The organism is Lysinibacillus sp. EB106-09-02-XG168 (assembly GCF_058791475.1).
Genome location: NZ_JBYTDN010000003.1, coordinates 2,052,649 through 2,074,485 on the forward strand (window position 1 = coordinate 2,052,649; position 21,837 = coordinate 2,074,485).

At 37.8% G+C, this 21,837-nt stretch carries 24 protein-coding genes, 1 riboswitch and 1 other annotated feature; of the genes, 22 read left to right on the plus strand and 2 right to left on the minus strand.

Features of this window, described 5'->3' with window-relative positions; genetic code table 11:
* The first annotated feature begins 168 nt into the window (after positions 1-168).
* Both AC3WSO_RS10770 and AC3WSO_RS10775 read left to right on the plus strand, forming a co-directional pair.
* Complete coding sequence (locus AC3WSO_RS10770; RefSeq protein ID WP_492530650.1) at positions 169-645, plus strand: DUF2975 domain-containing protein; 477 nt, start codon at positions 169-171, stop codon at positions 643-645.
* Between the two features lie 10 nt (positions 646-655).
* Complete coding sequence (locus AC3WSO_RS10775) at positions 656-871, plus strand: helix-turn-helix domain-containing protein (protein WP_492530651.1); 216 nt, start codon at positions 656-658, stop codon at positions 869-871.
* Positions 872-1,223: 352 nt separating this feature from the next.
* Here AC3WSO_RS10775 and AC3WSO_RS10780 read toward each other — a convergent pair whose 3' ends face one another.
* Together AC3WSO_RS10780 and AC3WSO_RS10785 are read right to left on the minus strand one after the other, a co-directional pair.
* Positions 1,224-1,790, minus strand: coding sequence for a DUF4256 domain-containing protein (locus AC3WSO_RS10780; RefSeq protein ID WP_492530652.1), 567 nt, complete (start codon positions 1,788-1,790; stop codon positions 1,224-1,226).
* A gap of 119 nt (positions 1,791-1,909) precedes the next feature.
* The gene (locus AC3WSO_RS10785; protein ID WP_492530653.1) at positions 1,910-2,278 is read right to left on the minus strand and encodes a DUF2750 domain-containing protein; all 369 of its coding nucleotides are present in this window, start codon (positions 2,276-2,278) and stop codon (positions 1,910-1,912) included.
* A 313-nt stretch (positions 2,279-2,591) separates the two neighbouring features.
* Here AC3WSO_RS10785 and AC3WSO_RS10790 point away from each other — a divergent pair, with 313 nt between their 5' ends.
* The 20 genes from AC3WSO_RS10790 (at position 2,592) to AC3WSO_RS10885 (ending at position 21,481) form a co-directional block, all read left to right on the plus strand.
* Positions 2,592-3,245, plus strand: coding sequence for a hypothetical protein (locus AC3WSO_RS10790; protein ID WP_492530655.1), 654 nt, complete (start codon positions 2,592-2,594; stop codon positions 3,243-3,245).
* A 148-nt stretch (positions 3,246-3,393) separates the two neighbouring features.
* Positions 3,394-3,618: a hypothetical protein gene (locus tag AC3WSO_RS10795; protein ID WP_492530656.1), complete on the plus strand. Its 225-nt coding sequence runs from the start codon at positions 3,394-3,396 to the stop codon at positions 3,616-3,618.
* Between the two features lie 104 nt (positions 3,619-3,722).
* Positions 3,723-4,058: a DUF7716 domain-containing protein gene (locus tag AC3WSO_RS10800; protein WP_492530658.1), complete on the plus strand. Its 336-nt coding sequence runs from the start codon at positions 3,723-3,725 to the stop codon at positions 4,056-4,058.
* A gap of 145 nt (positions 4,059-4,203) precedes the next feature.
* Complete coding sequence (locus tag AC3WSO_RS10805) at positions 4,204-4,605, plus strand: immunity 22 family protein (protein ID WP_492530660.1); 402 nt, start codon at positions 4,204-4,206, stop codon at positions 4,603-4,605.
* A gap of 104 nt (positions 4,606-4,709) precedes the next feature.
* Complete coding sequence (locus AC3WSO_RS10810; RefSeq protein WP_492530662.1) at positions 4,710-5,150, plus strand: ankyrin repeat domain-containing protein; 441 nt, start codon at positions 4,710-4,712, stop codon at positions 5,148-5,150.
* 319 nt (positions 5,151-5,469) lie between these two features.
* Positions 5,470-5,690, plus strand: a binding site (T-box leader).
* A gap of 586 nt (positions 5,691-6,276) precedes the next feature.
* Entirely contained in the window at positions 6,277-7,614 is a 1,338-nt protein-coding gene (locus AC3WSO_RS10815) for a sodium-dependent transporter (protein WP_492530663.1), read from the plus strand.
* Between the two features lie 827 nt (positions 7,615-8,441).
* On the plus strand, positions 8,442-9,800 hold the full coding sequence (locus tag AC3WSO_RS10820; RefSeq protein ID WP_492530665.1) for an aspartate kinase: 1,359 nt from the start codon (positions 8,442-8,444) through the stop codon (positions 9,798-9,800).
* A 262-nt stretch (positions 9,801-10,062) separates the two neighbouring features.
* Positions 10,063-10,245, plus strand: coding sequence for a hypothetical protein (locus AC3WSO_RS10825; protein WP_376074258.1), 183 nt, complete (start codon positions 10,063-10,065; stop codon positions 10,243-10,245).
* A 208-nt stretch (positions 10,246-10,453) separates the two neighbouring features.
* Positions 10,454-11,137: an adenosylcobinamide amidohydrolase gene (locus AC3WSO_RS10830; protein WP_492530668.1), complete on the plus strand. Its 684-nt coding sequence runs from the start codon at positions 10,454-10,456 to the stop codon at positions 11,135-11,137.
* The gene (gene cbiB, locus AC3WSO_RS10835) at positions 11,134-12,090 is read left to right on the plus strand and encodes an adenosylcobinamide-phosphate synthase CbiB (protein ID WP_492530670.1); all 957 of its coding nucleotides are present in this window, start codon (positions 11,134-11,136) and stop codon (positions 12,088-12,090) included. The genes AC3WSO_RS10830 and cbiB overlap by 4 nt, the downstream gene beginning before the upstream one ends.
* Positions 12,077-13,222 carry a pyridoxal phosphate-dependent aminotransferase gene (locus AC3WSO_RS10840; RefSeq protein ID WP_492530672.1) on the plus strand — a complete coding sequence of 382 codons (1,146 nt, stop codon included), beginning with the start codon at positions 12,077-12,079 and terminating at the stop codon, positions 13,220-13,222. The genes cbiB and AC3WSO_RS10840 overlap by 14 nt, the downstream gene beginning before the upstream one ends.
* A gap of 209 nt (positions 13,223-13,431) precedes the next feature.
* Complete coding sequence (locus AC3WSO_RS10845; RefSeq protein ID WP_492530674.1) at positions 13,432-14,046, plus strand: histidine phosphatase family protein; 615 nt, start codon at positions 13,432-13,434, stop codon at positions 14,044-14,046.
* Between the two features lie 12 nt (positions 14,047-14,058).
* Positions 14,059-14,634, plus strand: coding sequence for a bifunctional adenosylcobinamide kinase/adenosylcobinamide-phosphate guanylyltransferase (locus tag AC3WSO_RS10850; RefSeq protein ID WP_492530676.1), 576 nt, complete (start codon positions 14,059-14,061; stop codon positions 14,632-14,634).
* 40 nt (positions 14,635-14,674) lie between these two features.
* Positions 14,675-15,451: an adenosylcobinamide-GDP ribazoletransferase gene (gene cobS / locus AC3WSO_RS10855; protein WP_492530678.1), complete on the plus strand. Its 777-nt coding sequence runs from the start codon at positions 14,675-14,677 to the stop codon at positions 15,449-15,451.
* A complete protein-coding gene (locus tag AC3WSO_RS10860) occupies positions 15,424-16,023 on the plus strand; it encodes a histidine phosphatase family protein (RefSeq protein WP_492530680.1) in 600 nt (199 codons plus the stop codon). Before cobS ends, AC3WSO_RS10860 begins: the two co-directional genes overlap by 28 nt.
* Positions 15,972-16,364 carry a bifunctional adenosylcobinamide kinase/adenosylcobinamide-phosphate guanylyltransferase gene (locus AC3WSO_RS10865; protein ID WP_492530682.1) on the plus strand — a complete coding sequence of 131 codons (393 nt, stop codon included), beginning with the start codon at positions 15,972-15,974 and terminating at the stop codon, positions 16,362-16,364. The genes AC3WSO_RS10860 and AC3WSO_RS10865 overlap by 52 nt, the downstream gene beginning before the upstream one ends.
* 209 nt (positions 16,365-16,573) lie before the next feature.
* Positions 16,574-17,068 carry an ECF transporter S component gene (locus tag AC3WSO_RS10870; protein ID WP_492530683.1) on the plus strand — a complete coding sequence of 165 codons (495 nt, stop codon included), beginning with the start codon at positions 16,574-16,576 and terminating at the stop codon, positions 17,066-17,068.
* Positions 17,065-17,754, plus strand: a complete 690-nt coding sequence (locus AC3WSO_RS10875) for a hypothetical protein (protein ID WP_492530685.1) — start codon at positions 17,065-17,067, stop codon at positions 17,752-17,754. The genes AC3WSO_RS10870 and AC3WSO_RS10875 overlap by 4 nt, the downstream gene beginning before the upstream one ends.
* Positions 17,755-17,864: 110 nt before the next feature.
* Positions 17,865-18,052: riboswitch (cobalamin riboswitch) on the plus strand.
* 162 nt (positions 18,053-18,214) lie between these two features.
* The gene (locus AC3WSO_RS10880; protein ID WP_492530687.1) at positions 18,215-20,428 is read left to right on the plus strand and encodes a ribonucleoside-diphosphate reductase subunit alpha; all 2,214 of its coding nucleotides are present in this window, start codon (positions 18,215-18,217) and stop codon (positions 20,426-20,428) included.
* Positions 20,429-20,440: 12 nt separating this feature from the next.
* Positions 20,441-21,481, plus strand: coding sequence for a ribonucleotide-diphosphate reductase subunit beta (locus tag AC3WSO_RS10885; RefSeq protein WP_492530689.1), 1,041 nt, complete (start codon positions 20,441-20,443; stop codon positions 21,479-21,481).
* Positions 21,482-21,837 lie beyond the last annotated feature (356 nt).

The following is a 21,837-nucleotide window of genomic DNA, read 5'->3' on the forward strand; positions in this document are numbered from 1 at the left end:
AAAATGGATTAATCTCTTTTTATTGTAGTTAATTACTTACGGTAGCAGAGTTGAGGATTAAATGATGGGTTTTCAATAAAAAAATAATGAATTTAGATATTTTTTTATTGAAAAACGATAAATTGTGTTTTAAAATCAAACGTACATTAAATAAGTGAGGTGCTTTTTATGAAACGAGGGTCAACACTCTTTTTAAAAATAGCTGTTTTTCTTATGGGAGCTCCCGTTCTAGCTTTCTGTATATTTGGCTTATTTTGGTTAGCTAATAATCTAGCAAATCCAGATTACTGGTATATACTATATCCTGGTATAATTATTATGTATGTATCAGTAATACCATATTTTATTGCGTTATATCAGGCTTTCTTACTTCTAAGCTACATTGATAAGAACAAAGCGTTCTCTAATATTTCTGTAAGAGCTTTAAAGAAAATAAAATACTGTGCAATCACAATTAGTACTTTGTATGTGGTAATGATGCCATTTGTTTATCTTGCAGCAGAGACAGATGATGCTCCAGGTCTTATAATTATCGGAATGATTCCTATCTTTGCTTCAATGATAATCGCAGTCTTTTCGGCTGTTCTTCAAAAGCTTTTAAAAGAAGCCATCGATCTAAAATTAGAAAATGATTTAATGATTTGAGGTGTTCAATTTGTCAATAATAATCAATATTGATGTGATGTTGGCCAAAAGGAAAATGAGTGTGACAGAACTTTCGGAGAGAGTTGGAATAACAATGGCTAATCTTTCTATATTGAAGAATGGAAAGGCTAAAGCGATTCGATTCTCAACTTTGGAGGCGATTTGTAAGGCTTTAGAATGTCAGCCTGGAGATATTTTAGAATACAAAAGTGACACAGACATTTAAGAATAATAGACAATAAATTCGTTACAAATGAGTGTTTAGTAAGCCTTTAGCGGATGTTACAACCGAGCCAGCTTCAACAGGCTTTAACTTTAATAACTAGCTATAAGAGGGCATAATTGTGCTAGAAACCATTCCTTTATCACGTACAGATTAAATAGGATTTGAAGAAAAAATTGACTTCGTAATTTGACCTTTATTTCTCCAACAAGCAGAGAAAAATTAGGACTCACCAGTTTTGGTTAGTCCTAATGCTATTCCTTGCTCCATAATGGAGGTACATCCTGTAGAGTTGGATGTAGCTTTATAGTAAAGTTTGATTAAATGATATTAACCTGGGTATGAGATCAAAAATTTAGACCTTTAGTGAGCCGCGGAAGCCCCTTGCTGCGTAGTAAGAATCTGCACCATTGTGGTACACAAAAACAGTGTCGTAGCGATAATCACAAAAGATGGCCCCGCCGAGTTTTCTAATATTAGCAGGTGTTTGCACCCAGCTCGACGTTTTCATATCGAAATTGTCAAGTTTCTGCAACTCACGGTATTGTTCTTCCGTTAAAAGTTCAATGCCCATGGCAGTTGCCATATCAATAGCGGTATTTTCTGGTTTGTGCTTTTTCCTTGACACCAGTGCTTCACGGTCGTAACAAACACTTCTGCGACCTTTAGGGCTTTCTACTGAACAATCATAAAAAATGTATTCACCTGTCTTTTCATCATGGCCGACAACATCCGGTTCACCGCCAGTTCCTTCCATTTCATTAAGCGACCACAGTTTTTCGATATTAGCTTCGAGCTTAGCTTGTACTTCAGTCCATTCAAGATCTTTATGGCGGTCCATATTTTTCTCAAAACGTGCTTTCAAAGTTCTGAGTAGTTCCTCACGTTGTTCTAGTGACAACGCCTTATTTTTCTTTGTCATATTAGTTTCCCCCTTATTGTTCATACTCATAATTGGACAGAACTGCTCAGTTAGTTCAATAAAAATTCTATTTCTTACTTATGATAGAGTTCTCCATTTAACATGGAGTATTCTGCTTGTCATAAAATACGAATCATTTCCTTTATTTCATCCCTAGTTTGAATAATTGTATCGTTTTCGTTTGGGAAAATCGATATGGCACCACTGTCATTTTCAATATCAACAATTAAATCGTCTAGAAAAATCGAAAGTGGTATGTTGAATGCTTCAAAGGTCTCGTCTAAATTAGCAGCCATCATTTCAGCAAAGCTTCGGGTAGGCCAAACAGGAAGTACAAATGGATAGCCGTCTTCGTCTTCGAATAATAACATGTCGCCATTTACGTCACGTAGTAACCACACTTGTTCATCCGTTGCAACCATACCATAAAAATATGCAAGTCGCTTTTCTGCAGGACGGTTTAAAATAAATCGTTTAATTAGTTTCATATAGGCCATTCCTTAATAAGTTTATCCTAAAAAAGATAACAAAAAAAATATAAAATTACTATATATTATTTTTCTAATTGTTGTTAATTGTATAATCCGGAACTTGATATTTATGGTAGGATAAAAATGAAATGGGGTTTAATCCCACGTTGTTTACACTCGCAGAAAACGATGCCAGGATTGTATTAAAATTTTTTAAATACTATAAGCCATATGCCAGAGTGTATACGCGGTTTGAGCCTGATGCGGCTATACTAAGTATATAGGTAATCAAACTCACAGCGCCTGTGTATTATTGGAGGTGTAAAATTCTATGCCGTTATGGAATGATTTTATAAATGCCGAAATTCCCAATGCAGGAAGCGGTAAATGGTTGCAAATCATAAACAATTCAAAGCAGTATTGTGTTGAAATAAAAAACGAAGAACTTGTTATTTCTAGGTATCGTGAAAAACACTGTATACAATATGGCTATTTAGATTTAAAAATAGTCGGCACAGATTATGGAGAATGGGGAGGAGAGTTAAAGGCCGTTTGTCCAGACTCGACAGAAATAGTATTAAAAAAGTGTAATGTTAAATCTATATTTGAATATGAAGGAGATCTATATTTTCTAGAAGGGTTAGAGCATTTGTATCTGAATACAGGCTATTTATATCAGCTGATTTACGATGGTACTAACTTTTCTATTAGAGAGTGTCTTGATTTAAAAGAGTGTCCAATTGCTTTTTATATATTCAATAGTCACTTGTATATAATATCTAGCGAAAATTTATTTAGTTTATCTATTGAAAAGGGGTCATTTAAAAAGAATATTATATTCAATAATTTCCCATTCAGTGCATTTGTAACGAACTCACTAATCGTCTACAAAGGGGATTTTATTATAGGGATGAGAGGTGGTTTAGGGCGAATAGATTATGAAAATGTTAAAAATGTGCAGTATATGCAATTGAAAAAAACTTGATTTTCAATTTTTCATTATGATGAGCCTGCTTCGGCAATGGAAAATGTCCAAGATTGGAGAGAGGTTTATGAAAGTAGAAGAGGCATTATAAATAGTTTATGAATATACGATTGGTGATAACTCTGTTCTATATTCAATAAGAGTGGGATTGGGAGTAAATGAAAAAAACTATCATTCATTAATTGAAGCAATGAAGGTACTAATTACGGAGTACACAGATAAAACTGAAATTCCTAAGAAACTTGCTTTATGTTTTGTAGATATCAGCAAATACTTTTATTTTCATGATGGCAAGTATTCTACAGAAGAGGAAGAAAAGTTTGAAGATGCAATTCACGAACTATCATATTTTGCAGAAAAATTATTTGGATAGATTAAGTTGAGTATTAAGAGGTAAGCAAACTTTAGTCGGGCTTTTTAGTGATTAAGGTGTTATTTGAAAAATAGATGAACTAACTTAAGAGAGTGTGTGAAATTATGACTGAAGAAAAAATGAGTTTAATCAGTATTAGTAATGTTTTATCACATCCAGAGAAAAATCCAGATACTTGGTTTTATCTTCCTCCAAATTCAGCGGAATGGAATCTACATACAAAGGGAGTATTTTCACTAGATAGCTTTGATTTTCCAATTGATTCTGATGACTTTTTACCGAAACAAGCGAAAAACAACGGTTGGATAGAAATATTGGATGGAGCAAGTATTGAGGATGTAATTGATAATGTAAATAATCAATTAGAGAATCCAACACTAGATCAGTTACTCCAGGCGTTCATTTATTATTTTGAGAATGATGCGTTTTTAGTTTTTTAAGTAGGGCAAGGATAAAATAATCGCTTTGGATGTTATTGGGAGAAAAAGGAATGTGCACTCGGGATCACATTTAACTGGTCTTTATGGACAATTTAGAAAGCAAGTAGATATTTTCATATAAAAATGTCTTGAGGTGTAAATAATAATGGAAATAATGAGTAGGGTTCATGTTTGGATAGGAATTAGCAACGTAGATAACGATATCTTTAATGAGTATTTCAAAATCGATTATAGTGATCCAGACATGGATATTGATGATCCAAACTATAAGATTTGTGAATTTTGTCAGGATATTAATGAAAAAGTGTATGACGAGGATTGGATTGGTGTCTACTGGCAAGATAAATTAACAGACGTGGATGAATTTATTGAGGAACTATCAGTAGAAGATGAGACGATGGTTGAAATAAAAAAGATCTGTATTCGAAAAGAATTAGACAAAGTAAACACAATGTTTTATTATTTCGATCCTGAAATTGAAATTACTGATGTTAACAAGCTTTATAACGGTCTGCATTATATCGGATTATTCGATACCGACTTTTAGTGCAATAAGCATATCAAAAGAGTAGTAGAATCCTTGTTGATAGGTAGTTTTTCTACTCTTTTCTTGTGTTATTAAATGGGGTTTTTTCATATGGAGGGAAGAAAATGAATAAATTCGATGATACACAGTTGTATGTGTTATTAAATGAATCAAATTATGAGAAAATCAATGCGTTTTTACAAACATACGGCTTAGATAGTGTTGATAGAGACGGACGTACGTTTTTGATGTCCGCAATCGTTGAAGGTAAAGAGGATATTGTAAATTATCTTGTGAATAGTGGATGCAATGTGAATGCTAAAGATAAAGCTGGCTTAACTGCGCTACATTTTGCAGCTATTTATGACAGATTTAGTATTGTTAAGGTTCTTATAACTCATGGTGCGGAAATTGATGCAGTTGACTACATAGGTAATACTCCCTTATGGAGAGCGGTAATGGAAAATCGTAATGAAACATCAACGATAAGGTATCTATTAGAGAATGGGGCAGATTCCAATAAGACAAATAGTCGTGGGATGGCACCAAAGGATTTACTTGAATAGTAATCAACAATCGAGTCGCTATTACTTGCTTAATAATAATGTATTTTTTAGATTCAAAAACATATAGTGCGGTCGTATTGCTCTATATTTCCAAGCGATTTTCCCGATAAAGGTAGTAAAATACCTTTGTTCGTTTAAAGGATTCATGATCAAATAGTTTAACTATAAAAATATAAAACTTTAAATAAAATTCATTCAAAAGTAATATTTTGAATTTTTATAGCAAAAAATAAGAGGATAATACATAAAAATTCAAAAAATTAATTGACTCTATTTTTAATGTGTGATAAAAATGATAGTATCAATTCGGAAAATTAATATTTGGGCAATGATAGGATTAAGTAGTGAAAATCTCCCTATTTCAGAGAGCTGGTGGTTGGTGCGAATCAGTATATAGATGATCATGAATTTCGACCTGGAGCATCTTTCATAAATCACATGTTGTGAGGAAGTGGAAGACGGTAGTGAATACCGTTATCAAATAAAGTGGTGAAGAATTTTCACAACTAGGGTGGTACCGCGATATATATCGTCCCTACGTACTTACGTAGGGACGTTTTTTATTTAGGTCTTATTCTTGTTGTATTTTCATAACTAGGGTGGTACCGCGATATTATATCGTCCCTACGTAATTGCGTAGGGGCGTTTTTTAACTTCTTTTACCGGGTGTCTAACACCCGCTAAAAGAAGTTAAAGCCTCCGGCGGATGTCGCGGAATCTGAGAGGAGTTCTAGGGGATGTTAGCCTAAAATCATTGCATCCATGCGATAATGGCTAACTGACCTGCATCGTGCAGGCCTAGGCACAAAGCCGATTCCGGACGCAATTATGCCGAGGCATAATTGATTAAGGTTTTACTCTTGTTGTAACTTCATAACTAGGGTGGTACCGCGATATTACATCGTCCCTACGTAATTGCGTAGGGGCGTTTTTTATTAAGGTTTTCATCTTGTTATATCTTCATAACTAGGGTGGTACCGCGATATTTTTATCGTCCCTACGTTTTCGTAGGGACGATTTTTATTTGAAAAGCAGTGGTTGTATAAGAAAGGAGTACGATAGACCAATATGAATAAAGGCCGAATTGTTATAAACAAAGAAATAGTAGTAGAGAGGAGATAAAGAAATGAATTCACAGCAATGGACATCGAAATTAGGTTTCATTTTAGCTGCAGCAGGCTCAGCGATAGGTCTTGGTGCGATTTGGAAATTCCCGTATATGGCCGGTATTGGAGGTGGCGGTGCGTTCTTCCTTATTTTCATCGGTTTTACCTTATTAATTGGTTTACCGTTATTATTGGCGGAATTTGTTATTGGAAGAAGTACACAAAAAGAGGCTGTTGAAGCATATAGAACTATTGCTCCAAAAACGCAATGGCCGTGGGTAGGTAAATTAGGGATTGTCACTTGTTTCATATTGCTTTCATTTTACAGTGTTGTTGGAGGATGGATTTTATTATATTTATGGAATGCGATTACAGGTAGACTGTGGGAAGGCAATGGCTCTTACGAAGCAACTTTTACTGAAATCATTGCTAATCCATTTTTAGCAGTTGGATCACAGTTATTATTTATTCTTATGACTATTTTTATCGTAAGTAAAGGTGTGCAAAACGGTGTTGAAAAAGTGAATAAGTATTTCATGCCAGCACTATTTGTTTTATTCTTTGTATTAATTATTCGTGCTCTTACACTAGATGGTGCAGGAGAAGGGGTTCGTTTCTTCTTACAGCCTGATTTCTCGAATGTTACATCTGAAATTATTTTATATGCAATGGGGCAATCATTCTTCTCGTTATCTGTCGGCGTAGGGGTAATGGTGACATATAGCTCATATTTACCGAAAGAAGAAAGTTTACCACGTTCCGCATTTTCTATTGTCGGTTTAACGCTTGTTATTACTTTGCTTGCAGGGCTTGCGATTTTCCCGGTAGTATTCGCATTTGGAATGGAACCGTCTCAAGGACCAGGTCTATTATTTATTGTCTTGCCAGCGATTTTCAGTAAAATGGCATTTGGAAAAGTGTTCTTCATTATTTTCTTGTTACTATTTTTCTTTGCAACGATTACATCAGCCATTTCCATGTTGGAAATTAGCGTGGCCTCTTTAACGACAAAAGGTAAAGGGAAACGCGAAAAAATGGCATTGATTGTAGGATTACTAATCTTTGTTGTAGGGATTCCATCAGCTTTATCATTTGGCGTATTAAGTGATGTTACATTATTTGGAAAAACCATCTTTGATTTAGCAGACTATACAGTAAGTAATATTCTTATGCCGCTCGGTGTATTATTAGTTGCGATCTTCGTGCCGTTTAAAATGAAGAAAGATGTATTAATGAGTGAACTGTGTGTAAGTAAAAATAAAGGCTATAAATTATTTGTATTATGGTTATTCTTACTTCGCTATATAGCACCGATTGCAATTATTATCGTATTTTTAAATGTAATTGGCGTGATTTAACATACAGAAGGCCCTAGCATATCGTTGTGTTAGGGCCTTTTCGTTATAAAATCAGGTTACCTAAAGAACTGCTCCTATTCCTACGAATACAGCCCTCCACAGAATAAAAGCACAAACTTACGCAAATCAAAGCAATCCCTGTTTAAAACAGATAAAAAAACAATAAAAGAATAGCTTGACATCATTCGTAAATAGCACAAACATCACAATTTTTTCAGCATATCATAATGGAGAAAGCGTTTTCTTCAATTAATATAGAAGAAAGTCACTACAATTCAATCAAGTTTGCTGCAAAATACTTTGTTACGAATGTTAAATATGAGCAAGTATAAAAAAGTTCTTGATTGAGGTACATTTCGTCACTTGATTTTATTACGACGTGAAAAAAATGTCTCTAAATGGGGAAGTCATATTCGAAGTGTTTCGACCTGTCGTTGTAATAAATCTACATCCCGCTGTTGAAGTGATACAACTTTATCAATTAAAATCGTCCATCTTGATATCCATATAAATTTGTAAAGACGTGGTTTGTTTTGACATGTCAGATACACCATTGAAAATTCTATAAATTAGATGAATTCAGCTAGTTCAGACAAATATTTGTACGAATATTGGAATTTTACGAAAAAATTTCGCAAAAACCTTAACTATTTCATACGAAATCCGTATAATAAATCAAACAGTGTGAAAATTGTCCATTTTCCGCCGATTAATTGCGTGAATTTTTTAAATTGTATTGACGTAGGGAATGATAATTTGTACACTGTGTACAATCAATTGTTTTTTGGAGGAATACATTTAATTTAAAAAGTTAGGATTTGATGGTTATGATCGTATGTAAATTTGGTGGAACATCTGTAGCAAGTGCAGAACAAATTCAAAAAGTAGCAAACATTGTAAAATCTAATCCGGCACGTAAAATCGTAGCCGTTTCTGCACCAGGGAAGCGTTCTGGTGACGATATAAAGGTAACTGATTTATTAATTAACTTAGCAATGGCAGCATTAAAAAATGAAGATATTGAGAAAGAATTGCAAATCGTTGTAAATCGCTTTATGGCGATTGCGGATGGTTTGGAGTTAGGTTATACAATTTGTGATGTGATCGCTGAAGATTTACGTGAACGTGTACAGGGTGATAAATCGAATGAGGAATTATTTATCGATAGCATCAAAGCGGCAGGGGAAGACAATAACGCGAAGCTAATCGCAGCTTATTTTAATTCCATCGGTATGACGGCACGCTATGTAAGTCCAAAAGAAGGTTTGGTCGTCAATGATTTACCTGAACGCACGTATGCATTACCAGAGGCCTATGGCAATTTAGCACCACTAAAAAATACCAAGGAAATTATTGTATTCCCTGGTTTCTTCGGTTACACTAAAGCGGGCATACTGCGTACATTTGACCGTGGTGGTTCGGATATTACAGGCTCTATTTTAGCAGCTGCTGTTGAAGCAGAGCTTTATGAAAACTTTACGGATGTGGACTGTGTGTTCTCCGCGAATCCGAAAGTTGTGAATGATCCAGTGGAAATTAAAGAAATTACGTATCGCGAAATGCGCGAATTATCCTATGCAGGCTTTTCAGTTTTCCATGATGAAGCGTTAATGCCTGTCTACAAGATTGGGGTGCCCGTTAACATAAAAAATACAAATAATCCATCAGCCCCAGGTACTCGTATCGTACCAAGACGCTCTGTTACAGGACGTCCAGTTACAGGTATCTCGGCAGACAGTGGCTTTTCAACTTTATATGTGTCAAAATATTTGATGAATCGTGAAGTAGGCTTTGGACGTAAGCTTCTTCAAATTTTGGAAGATGAAAATATTTCTTATGAACATACACCGTCTGGTTTAGACGATATTTCTGTCATTATGCGTTCAAACCAAATTACACTAGAAAATGAAGAACGAATTCTTTCTCGTGTTAAAAATGAGTTACATGCAGATGATGTGCAAATGCGTCATGGTTTCTCGATGATTGTAATCGTAGGCGAAGGCATGCGTAATAATACAGGTTTAGCGGCACGTGCTGCAACTGCGATTTCTAAAACAGGTGCAAATATAGAGATGATTAATCAAGGTTCATCTGAAGTTAGTCTAGTATTCGGCGTGCTACAAGAGTTTGAAAACCAAATTTTACAAGCGCTTTATGAGGAATTTTTTGCGCATGTGAGAGTGTAAGGATATATAGTGAAACTTTTAACAGTGGGGAGTTCTTCATCCCCACTTATTAATTAGTGTTCACCTAGCGGGCATTTACGGGCATTTAACCTTCGCTTAATTTATGGGTGGAGGTCTTGTATCTAACGTTTCACTTTTGGGACAGAAAAAATACTGCCTGTTAATGCGGGAGATAAACGCTAATCCTTAAAACGGATTAGTGTTTTCTTTTTGACGAGAATACGGTAAAATCGAGGGCGTACACAGATTGGAGGTTTTTCTTTTGAAAAAATTATCGATTGGTATGCTTCTATCAATGATTGGCATACTATTTGTTTGTTTAACAATTATGGATATTTTACCGTCCTCGACTAAAACAATGAAAATTGTTTATATAGGTATTGGTTGGGTATTTATTATTGCGGGATCCGTCATTCGTTTTAAAACTTTAAAACAAAGACAATAACGAAATATCGCGAAATTGAATTGTGGCAACCTGTGAATTTATGATACAATTTCAAAAAAAATAAATAATTTGAGTATTATGAAGTTGCGATGCTGTGCGAAAATTCAAAAGTTTTAAATTGGGGAAAGATGATTAATTTAAGAATCAACAGTACAAATTCTTCTTTGTAAGAATTTGTTTTTTTATTTTCTGAATAGGAGGCGAGATCATGTCAGTACTTCGCAAGGGAGATATTCATATTTCTGACCATTATGTTGCCATCCAAACAGATTCACCGATGAAGGTCGTATCCTCAGCCGTACATAATCCGGGCTTTGGTTTTTATACTCATTTGATGAATCGTTCAGTGCCCTATACGTATGATGAGCGAAAACCACAGCTAGAATTGCAACGTTTTTTGCAGTCTGAGGGCTTTCCTATTGACAATACGGTGGCGATGATGACGGCAGTCTATGCTCGGTATGCGACAGTCCGTGAATTTACATATGAAGGAATTCATCTTGTCATCATGATTACTGCTGGTCTTGGCAATGCCGTCGATATTACGCGAGCATTTCATCGTCAGGAGCAGTATCATGCGGGGACTATTAATACGTGGGTACTAATAAATGGGAGATTGTCGGATGAAGCATTATTTCAAGCGATGATTTCTACGACAGAGGCAAAGGTTAAGGCACTTATTGATGAGGACATCACTGATCCAACAACGGGTACACAAGCTACAGGTACTTCAACAGATAGCTTGTTGATTGCTTCAACTGAGGAAGGCGACTACCATCAATATGCTGGGCCGATTACGATGCTTGGAAAAATCATTGGCCACGGTGTTTATGAAACGATGCGCGAGGCCATTCAAAAATATAAAAAAGATAAGGAGGAGAATCCGTTATGATAGCACTGGTGATTGCCTGTATCATTGGGCTTGTTTTTGATTTAATAGTGGGTGATCCTCCTAAAATGCCTCATCCAGTACGCTGGATTGGAAAACTCATTCAATCTCAAACAGAGTTATGGAATAAAGGAAGAATGAGAAAACTCCGTGGCATGGTGATGGCGCTCGCTGTAGTTGGTACAACGATGTTTGTTGTGACGGCTATTATGCTACTAAGCTATAAGGTTAGCCTGCTATTTGGCATAGTGGTTGAGGGCTTACTTATTGGGATTGGACTAGCACAGCGTAGCTTGAAGGAAGCGGCGATGGCTGTCTATGAACCGCTCGTCAAAGGCGATTTTGCTGAAGCTCGAGTGAAGCTTTCCTGGATAGTTGGCCGTGATACAGAAAAACTTGACGAGGATGAAATTGTTCGTGGTGTTGTGGAAACAGTCTCAGAAAATACGAGTGATGGCGTAACAGCTCCATTATTTTATGCCTTTTTATTTGGTGCTATTGGGTTATGGGGCTATAAAGCTGTTAATACGTTAGACTCTATGATTGGCTATAAAAACGATCAATATAAAGATTTTGGTATGTTTGCAGCAAAGCTAGACGATGTACTTAATTTTATTCCAAGTCGATTAACAGGTTTACTTATGGTGCTAGGGACGAAAAATGAAACGAATGTATCGCTCGGGAAGCGCTTAAAACGGTGGGCACAAGATGCGAAAAAGCATCCAAGTCCTAACAGTGGTTATTTAGAAGCAGCTACAGCTGTTCAATTAGGTGTTCAGCTTGGTGGAAAAAATACATATAAGGGTGTCGTTTCTTATCGAGCAATAATGGGAGAGAAATTAGTCCCTTTAACAAAAGAGCATATTGCAACGTCAGTGATTCATATGCGCATCGCGACCTTGCTCTTTACGCTAGTAATGTTATCAGTGGAGGTGTTAATTTTTGCAATTACCTAATCACGGAGCAAATCCGCAAAATGTTTATCATCAGCTAGGACTTAATATGCCTGAAGAGGTGTATGATTTTAGCGAAAATGTGAATTCGGCAGGGCCACCACCGTTTGTCGAGGCACGTTGGCGGACATTTTATCCGCTCATTCAACGTTATCCAGATCCGGACGGTGAGCCGTTTTTATCAAAGGTGGCAGCTTTTCATGCTGTGCCAAAAGATTCTATATTACTAGGTAATGGTGCATCTGAGCTTTTTAGTGTTTTAGTTAGACGCTATGCCAATAAGCGTGTTATTATCGTACATCCAACTTTTTCAGAATATGAACGAACATTAACAGCTGCAGGCGCTGAAATTGTGCCAATTATTGTGGAGGATATTGTTCACTATACATTGCCAATGAAGCATCTGAAGCGTGAAATGGTGAACGCGGATGCTTTATATATTTGTACACCGAATAATCCAACAGGGGTGCTTCCAAAGAAAGAAAAGCTTCTTGAATTAATCTCTCACGGTGCAAAGGTCAATTGTGAGCTTGTCATTGATGAGGCATTTATTGACTGGGTAGATGAAGCTTATTCATTAATCCAGTATGTGGCAGAAAACCCTCATTTGATTGTCGTTCGTTCGATGACAAAAATGTATGCGATTCCAGGATTACGCCTAGGCTATTTAGTGGCGAACCCGGTAGTTGTTAAGGAGCTAAAGTATATTCTACCGCATTGGAACTTGAATGCCTTTGCCCTCGTTATCGGGACAGGTTGTTTAGATGAACGCGCATACTGTGAGCAAGCCATTGCCTATGCTAAAGATCAACGACAGTCGCTCCAGAGCTATTTACAGGAACATGGTTGCCAGGTGACAAATAGTGTAACGAATTATGTATGTTTTTCATTACCGAAAAATCAGCAAGCAGATACATTTTTTACATATTGTTTATCAAAGGGTGTCGTACTGCGTCATACAAAAAACTTTATGGGCTTAAATGGCGAATGGTTCCGTATTGGGATTAAAGATATTGTAGCTATGACGTATTTACAGAATTGTTTGCAGGCGTGGTTTAACTTCACTCAGCAGAAGGCTACCACCTCTATAGATGGTGATATGAATGCTTCTGGTACAAAAGATATCTGTAGCTGACGCTTCGCTTTCGGTACAGAAAGCATTTGCTGAAATAGAGGAACTCAGTCTAAGAGCGCCACGTCCTGTGGTAACGACTGAGTGACCAACATCACGTTGGCCCAAAGCCTCCGGCGGATGTTACAGAATCGTAAAGGAATCCTTTGTGCTAGCACAAAGCCGATTTTGGGACGCAAATATGCCGAGGTATAATTGATTGCAAATAAGGAGTGAGAAAACTGACGACTTTTTATTTAGTAAGACATGGCGAAACGATGTGGAATAAAGAGCGACGGCTACAAGGATGGTTAGATTCGCCGTTATCTGAAAATGGTATTTTACATGCAGAAAAACTTCGTGATCATTTGAAAAATACTAATTTTACAGCGGCATATAGCAGTTCAAGTGGTCGTGCGAAGGAAACGATGCAAATTCTTCTAGCTGATCGACAGCTTCCAATCTATGATGAGGGTAATTTACGGGAGATTTTTTTAGGAGATTGGCAAGGAAAAAAAATCGAGGACATCGTGATTTCTCATCCGGATTATGAATTATATACTGATTATCCTGGACAATTCGTTGCAACCCATACGGAAAGCTTTGGTATGGTAACAGAACGAGCAATATTTACGTTAAAGAAAATAGCAGAAAAATATCCCGAAAATACTGTTTTGATTGTGTCACACGCTGTAACCATTAAGTGTATCATTAACGCTATTTTAGGCCGAAGTGTCGATCAGCTATGGACAGAGCCATATATTAATGGTACAAGTGTAACGATTATTGAACTTGTCGATCAACAATGGTTCGTTCATGAGATCGGTAACATTCAACATTTACAATAGGAGGGGAAACCATTGCCACTGATTTTCATTACTGGGGGAGTACGCAGTGGTAAATCCCACTTTGCTGAAAAAGCGGCTGTTACTCACTATCAAACAGAGTCTATGCAAGCACAGCGGCTTATATATATTGCTTCCGGCGTAGCGTTGGATCGTGAAATGGAGAAGCGGATCATTCGACATCAGGCAGACAGACAAGCGCAAAATATCGAGTGGCTGACGATAGAAGCACCTTATGAAATCGCAGATACTTTGCATAAACTGACTGATGGAGATGTCGTGTTATGGGACTGTGTTACGACGTGGTTAACAAATGCGTTTTACGAAGGGTTTGACACGGGAACTCCCTGTGTGGAACAACCTGGATGTTTAGAAAAGAAACTTGAGGTTTTAAAAGAGGCGGTAGAGACGTTACTTGAGAAAAGGGTGACGTTTTTTATTGTCTCAAACGAATTATTTGATGAGCCACCATATACGAACGAGGAAGTAGAGTTATACCGGCAAATGCTTGGGGAATTACATCAATGGTTCGTGTCTAAAGCAGATGAGGCGTATGAAATCAATTACGGTGTCGTAAAGAAATGGAAATAATGAATGATGGTTTGAAATTAAAAAGAAGGTAGGCAAGACGATGAAAAATATCTGGCATAGCATACAACTTGCGTTTCAATTTTTTACAGTTTTGCCAGTACATAAAGAAATTCCTTTAACGAAGGGAACGATTACAGGGATGTTCGCCTTTTTGCCATGGATAGGGGCACTCATGGGTACCGCAGTGGCTGCGGTGATTTATGGTTTAACGGAATGGACGGCAAGTAGCGAGGTCTTACTTGCCTTCGTGATTATCGGATTATTTGCCATATTTACTGGTGGACTACATTTAGACGGTTTTATTGATATGGGTGATGCTTATTTTTCCTATCGAGATCGTGAGAAGCGGCTTGAAATTTTAGATGATCCACGTGTTGGTGCATTTGGTGTGCTTTCAGTGCTATTTTTAGTGCTTGGTAAATTTGTCATACTTCACGAATTATTCGTACAGCAAAAGTTTGAACTGTGGATGCTTCTATTTATTCCGTTATGTACACGAGTAGGTATGAGCTTTTATTTTATGTCGCTTAATTGCTCAAAGGAAAAGGGGCTTGCCTACTTTTTTAAAACACATATTAAGCCGGGTTTACTAATCTGCTTTATGCTTTTAACATTAGTTGTAGCATACAGTAGCTTGTTGTTTGTAACGGGCTTCACAATTGTTCCGTTCGTGTTGATGGCAGTACTAGCGATTGCTTTTTTAATCTTTCGGCAATTTACAGTGCGTAACTTTGGCGGTGTTTCTGGGGATTTACTCGGTGCATCAATTGAAGGAATGGAGGTTGTACTGTGGGTGACGTTGTTACTGTGCGCTTAATGAGACATGCACCAACAAAGGAAAATTTAGAGAAGCGTTATATCGGTTGGACAGATTCTTCATTAGCTGATGCATCTTTACTCTCTATTGTAAATCAAGAGGCTACGAAGGTGTATGGGAGTGATTTACTACGCTGTAGGGAAACAGCTGCCCGTTATTTTCCGAATGCAACTTATGTGTCTGATCGAAGATTTCGAGAGTCGAATTTCGGAGAATTTGAAGGGCTCACATATGAAGACTTACAATCCGATCGTCGTTATTGTGCATGGTTAGATGATCCTGTACAGTATCCACCTCCAAGGGGAGAAGGCTTTGATATGTTTTGTGCACGTGTTTTGGAAGGGTTCGCTGCATTACCAAAAGGGGAAGATGTGTATCATCTCGTTGTCCATGGCGGGGTTATTCGAGCGCTACTCGTAGCCTTTGCTCCAACTGAGCAATCTTTTTGGTCCTATCAAACACCGCATGATAAAATGTTTTCTTTAACGTTTACAAGAAGTGCTTGGGAGGAGGGAGCAAGATGCATGTCTTTATCGGAGGAGCCTATAGTGGAAAAACCGACTATGTTATGAAATTACTTGCAGGTCAAAACGTTGAGCTAGTGGATGGCACGCTACCAGATGGCTCTCCTACTTGTGATGTACTAGTTATAAAAAATATAGAGAAATGGCTCGTAACACAAGATCTTGAGGAGGATGAACCTCTTGTCAGTACTATTTTGAGGAGACTAAAGACCCTTGAAGAAAATTGTGCCTTGTATATAATAGTGACCGATATGGGGCGTGGCGTTGTGCCGATGGACAAACAGGCACGATTATTACGTGATACATGTGGGCGTTTGTACCAAGCTTTATTTGCAGAAGCCGAACAAGTCGTCCGCATTTGGTACGGTATTGGGGAACAAATTAAATGATTTAGTGTCTTGAAGAATTTATATGGCTCTTCAAAAAGGGTAGGGATGACGTTTATTGAAGTGAAGGCTGGACGCCCCCAGAAAGCTTTGCTCTGTGCGAAAGCGAAGCGTCAGCGGCAATTTTAACTGTGCGACAGCAACAACAAAGCGCCCAACCGGAACGGAAATCAACCTACGTTATAAGGACGAGCCAAGAAAGAGGAAATGGGATGGATCGACAAAAATTGATGAAATTGACGCTCACTGCCATGGTAGCTGCAATTTGTGCAGTAGGTGCAGTCATTAAAATTCCAACATTTATTACAACTGCTGCGCTTGACTCTGCACCGGCATTTTTAAGCGTTGTATTTTTATCGCCAGTATTAGCTGGTACTGCGGGAGTCATTGGGCATTTTATTTCAGCCTTAACTACTGGCTTCCCTTTTGGACCACTACATATAATTATTGCTGTGGAAATGTTTATCGTTGTATGGATCTTTGGGGTTATGCATAAAAAAGAAATGCATTTCTGGAAATGGCCTGTGGCACTTATTTTAAATGGTGTCGTGGCACCTATACCATTTTACTTTATTATTAGTCCGGCATTTTACTGGACGTCATTGACTAGTCTTCCAGTGGCAACACTCATTAATCTAGTGATCGTTGCGGTGGCGATGCCAGTTCTGTCGAAGGTGTTTGTGCGTAAGGAAGGTCGAGTACATTGAGAAATGCAATAAAAATAGGTGAGCTCATTGCGACAACCGATAATGCCGCTGCAATTGGCGAAAAGCTACAAGATGTTGTGTCTGCTCCAGATCAGCTTACGGCATACTTTACTGCACGTGTTACATTTTTAGAGCAACTTGCTGCAAATGCTTTACCAAGGCATATTTTACTTGCCAATTTTTCAGGGGATGCTGCATGGTCTCGTTATGTTGTAGGCATTCAGCAGGTTTTTGATGAGGCTGGTCTTTTTTGTCCGCAAATAGACGGTAGTTCAGAGACTAATATGCCAACTTTACAATCAGGTTTGTCAATAACGATGCTTGGAGAGCAGCAGAAACGTACAGCAACTAAGTATAAGTATGAGCAGCTATGTTGGTACACATATGGCATGCCGCTTGTAGGCAATGAAATCCTTGCACAGCCTGAAGATGTCGCACAGCTTGAATCTATTTTTCAAGCGTGGAAAGAGGGAATCGTACAGCAAGTATGGCCAGTAGGATCAAAAGGTCTACAAGCAGAGTTTAACCGACTTTTTGGTGAGCAACAGGTCAAAAGTTCATTAGATGTTGAGAAAACGGCTGGTCCATGTGCAGTAGTTTTGCTAGGAATAGATCCAGAAAAAGAGCAGCAAGTACAAAAATATTTTCCTAGAAATTTTGAAAAACTACGTAAAACTGCATTGTAATCGGGCTTGCTTCGAGAAAAAATAACACTTTGAAAAATTCAAGGGGCAAAACGCCTATTGCAACTATAAACACTATATGTTAGATTTGTTTAGGAGTTAAAACACAATATATAGTATTTTGGACGAGCGGTACCAAATATGGTTTAAAAGGGAATTCGGAAAAGAGTCATCTTAGGCCGAAGCTGTCCCCGCAACTGTAAGTGCTGACAAATGATGAATAGGCCACTGTAAAGAACGGGAAGGCCATCATTTGGAGGAAGCATGAGCCAGGAGACCTGCCGATTTGTTCAAGACAGCAACACATTCTTCGGGGATTGAGAAGTGGAGGCGAGAGATTTGTCCACTTCTTAGTGTGCATGTCCTTCATTTCCATTTCCGATTTTACTGCGATTACGTAACCGATAAATGTTGCGTGATCGCTTTTTGTGTTGCTGGAGAAAGAAAGGGAGAGAATGTATACATGACAATTCAAATCGAACAGCAAATTGCTAAGCTCAAGAAAAGTTATACGGAGGATGAACTCGAAAGTTTTGTAAGATTATCGGATCGATGGCTACGAAAAAACGACAATGCAACATTTGAAGCATGGGCGGATGCGATGATTTTACAAACGCTTAGCCTAATTGATGAGGAGGAGCCATTCTGGACATTTGTCGCTGCTCAAATTTATTTAGAAAAATTGTATGATCAATTTGCAATGCGCCGTGGCGTTTCAGTGCAAGATGTTTATAAAGGTTTCCCGGAACAATTAGCACGCTATACAGAAGCTGGTTTGTATCATGAATGTTTAACAACAAAATATAGTGAGCAGGATCTTCAAGAACTCGCTTCCTATTTAGAATCAAGTCGAGATGAATTGTTTACGTATATTGGCTTAAAAACATTAATGGACCGCTATGTTGTTCGCGATTACACGAAAACACCAGTGGAGCTACCACAGGAACGATGGATGGTCATTGCGATGACCCTGATGCAAGATGAAACTGAAAATCGTTTAGAAAAAGTACGTGAATCTTACTGGGCAATGAGTAATTTATATATGACTGTGGCAACACCTACATTATCAAATGCAGGTAAAACACATGGACAGCTATCTAGTTGCTTTATCGATACAGTAGATGATAGTTTACAAAGTATTTATGACACGAATACAGATGTCGCTACATTATCGAAGTACGGCGGTGGTATTGGTGTTTATATGGGTAAAATTCGTAGCCGTGGCTCATCAATCAAAGGCTTTAAAGGTGCATCTAGTGGTGTTTTACCATGGATTAAACAGCTTAACAATACGGCGGTTTCAGTCGATCAGCTAGGTCAGCGACAAGGAGCTATTGCTGTCTATTTAGATGTTTGGCACAAAGACGTCTTTACGTTTTTAGATTTACGCTTAAACAATGGGGATGAACGTCTGCGTGCCCATGATATTTTCACAGGGCTATGCTTACCGGATATATTTATGGAAACGGTTGAAGAGCGCGGGGAATGGCATTTATTTGACCCACATGAAGTAAGAGAAGTTATGGGCTTTTCACTAGAAGATTTCTACGATGAGAAAAAGGGTGATGGCACTTTCCGTGCTAAATATGCAGAATGTATTGCGAATCCATTATTAAGTCGTGAAGTCGTGCCAGCGATTGATATTATGAAGCGTATTATGCGCTCGCAGCTTGAAACAGGTGTGCCGTTTATGTTCTATCGAGATGAAGTAAATCGCATGAATCCGAATAAGCATGAGGGAATGATTTATAGCTCGAACCTGTGCACGGAAATTTTCCAAAATATGTCGGCAACTGAATTCGAGTCTATCACTCTAGAAGATGATGTCATCGTAACACGTCGCAAGCCTGGCGATTTCGTTGTATGTAACCTATCATCTATTAATCTAGGTAGAGCTGTACCGGCTGGTGTTTTAGAACGATTAATCCCGGTTCAAGTACGTATGTTAGATAATGTTATTGCCTTAAATACAATTCCAGTAAAACAAGCAGAGCGTACGAACTTACGCTACCGTGGCATTGGACTTGGAACATTTGGCTGGCATCATTTATTAGCTTTGAAAGAAATTCAATGGGAGTCTGAGGAAGCTGTAGAATTTGCAGACAAGCTTTATGAGGAAATTGCGTATTTAACGATTCGCGCTTCTAACAATTTAGCATGTGAAAAAGGAGCCTACCCATTATTTGAAGGCTCGGATTGGCATACTGGTGCGTATTTTGATAAACGTGGCTACGACAGTCATAAATGGAATGAGTTACGCGCTGCGGTTGCTGAAAAAGGAATGCGTAACGGCTATGTTATGGCGGTTGCACCGAACTCATCAACATCCATTTTAGCGGGTAGTACGGCTACGATTGATCCTATTTTCCAAAAGAGTTATTCAGAAGAGAAGAAGGATTACAAAATTCCAGTAACAGTACCAGATCTATCACCTGTGACAACTTGGTATTATAAATCTGCTTATTTCATCGATCAAAATTGGACAATCAAGCAAAATGCTGCTCGAGCACGTCATATCGACCAAGGCATTTCACTTAATTTATACGTTCAAAATACGATCAAGGCAAAAGATTTACTAGCATTGCATATGAACGCTTGGGCGAGCGGTGTGAAAACGACATATTATGTTCGCTCAACGTCTGTAGAATTGCTAGAATGTGAGTCTTGCGCGAGCTAGGAGGAAGTAACAATGACAACTATTACAAAACGACAAATTATGGATAAAGAAGCACCAAACCGTTCAACAGGTATTGTGAACGGACGCTCTTCTAACATTTTAAACTGGGACGATGTGCGTTTTAGCTGGGCTTATCCTAAGTATAAAAAAATGCTAGGAAACTTCTGGACTCCGTTTGAAATTAATATGAGCAATGATGTTAAGCAGTTTCCACAGCTATCAGCAGATGAACAGGAATCCTTTTTAAAAATCATTGGCTTACTAGCGCTATTAGACAGTGTGCAAACTGATTTTGCAGGGAAAGTAGCAGATTATTTAACAGATTCAAGCTTAAATGCATTAATGATTATTTTAGCGCAACAAGAGGTTATCCATAATCACTCTTATTCTTACGTGCTATCAAGTATTGTGAACAAAGATGAGCAGGATCGTACGTTTGACTTTTGGCGTACAGAGCCAGTGTTAGAGCGACGTAATGAGTTCGTTATTAAGGGCTACCAAGCATTTTCGGAGGAGCCAACTGTTGAAAATATGCTAGAAGCGATTGTCTATGATGTGATTTTAGAAGGTTTATTCTTCTATTCTGGCTTCGCATTCTTCTACCATTTAGCACGCAATCAAAAAATGGTAGCCTCGTCAACGATGATTAACTATATTAATCGCGATGAGCAGCTTCATGTCGATTTATTTGTGAAAATTTATCAGGAGCTACTAGAGGAATATCCTGAATACGATACACCAGAACGAGCAGCTCGCGTACAGGAGATCTTCCGTGAAGCGGTTCAGCTAGAAATCGATTGGGCCAATGAAGTAATTGGTGATAAAATTGCTGGCCTTGATGTGGAAGATGTACATGATTATGTCCACTTCTATGCGAACGTACGCTGTAATCAGCTTGGGGTAGAGCGTCCATTTGAAGGTTACCGCAAAAATCCATTAAAGTGGGTAAAAGCGTATGAGGATGTTGACTTAGGAAAAACAGATTTCTTCGAGCAGCGTTCTCGCCAATATGTGAAAGTCAATGTAGAAGATAACGGATTTGATGATTTGTAATACTAAATACACCGCAATGTTGAAATAACATTGCGGTGTATTTTTATTGAGGGTGAATGGGTCAGACTACAATAAACAGTGGGGGCAGGGGGATATATATATATATATATATATATATATATATATATAGGAAGTTATTACATTATCGGTAATATTTACCTCATGCTAGTTTTCATTCTAACATAGAAATAACAGTAAATGAACATTAGCCCAGAGTTTCCTTATAAGCTATTCGAAAGGATCTTCTACAGTTACCAAAACCTACAAAAAAATCAATCGTGTCCAAAATATTACGAGACCCGAAAAAATAATGCCGCTTGAGAATGTTTTTCAGTTATAATTAATAATGAATGTGA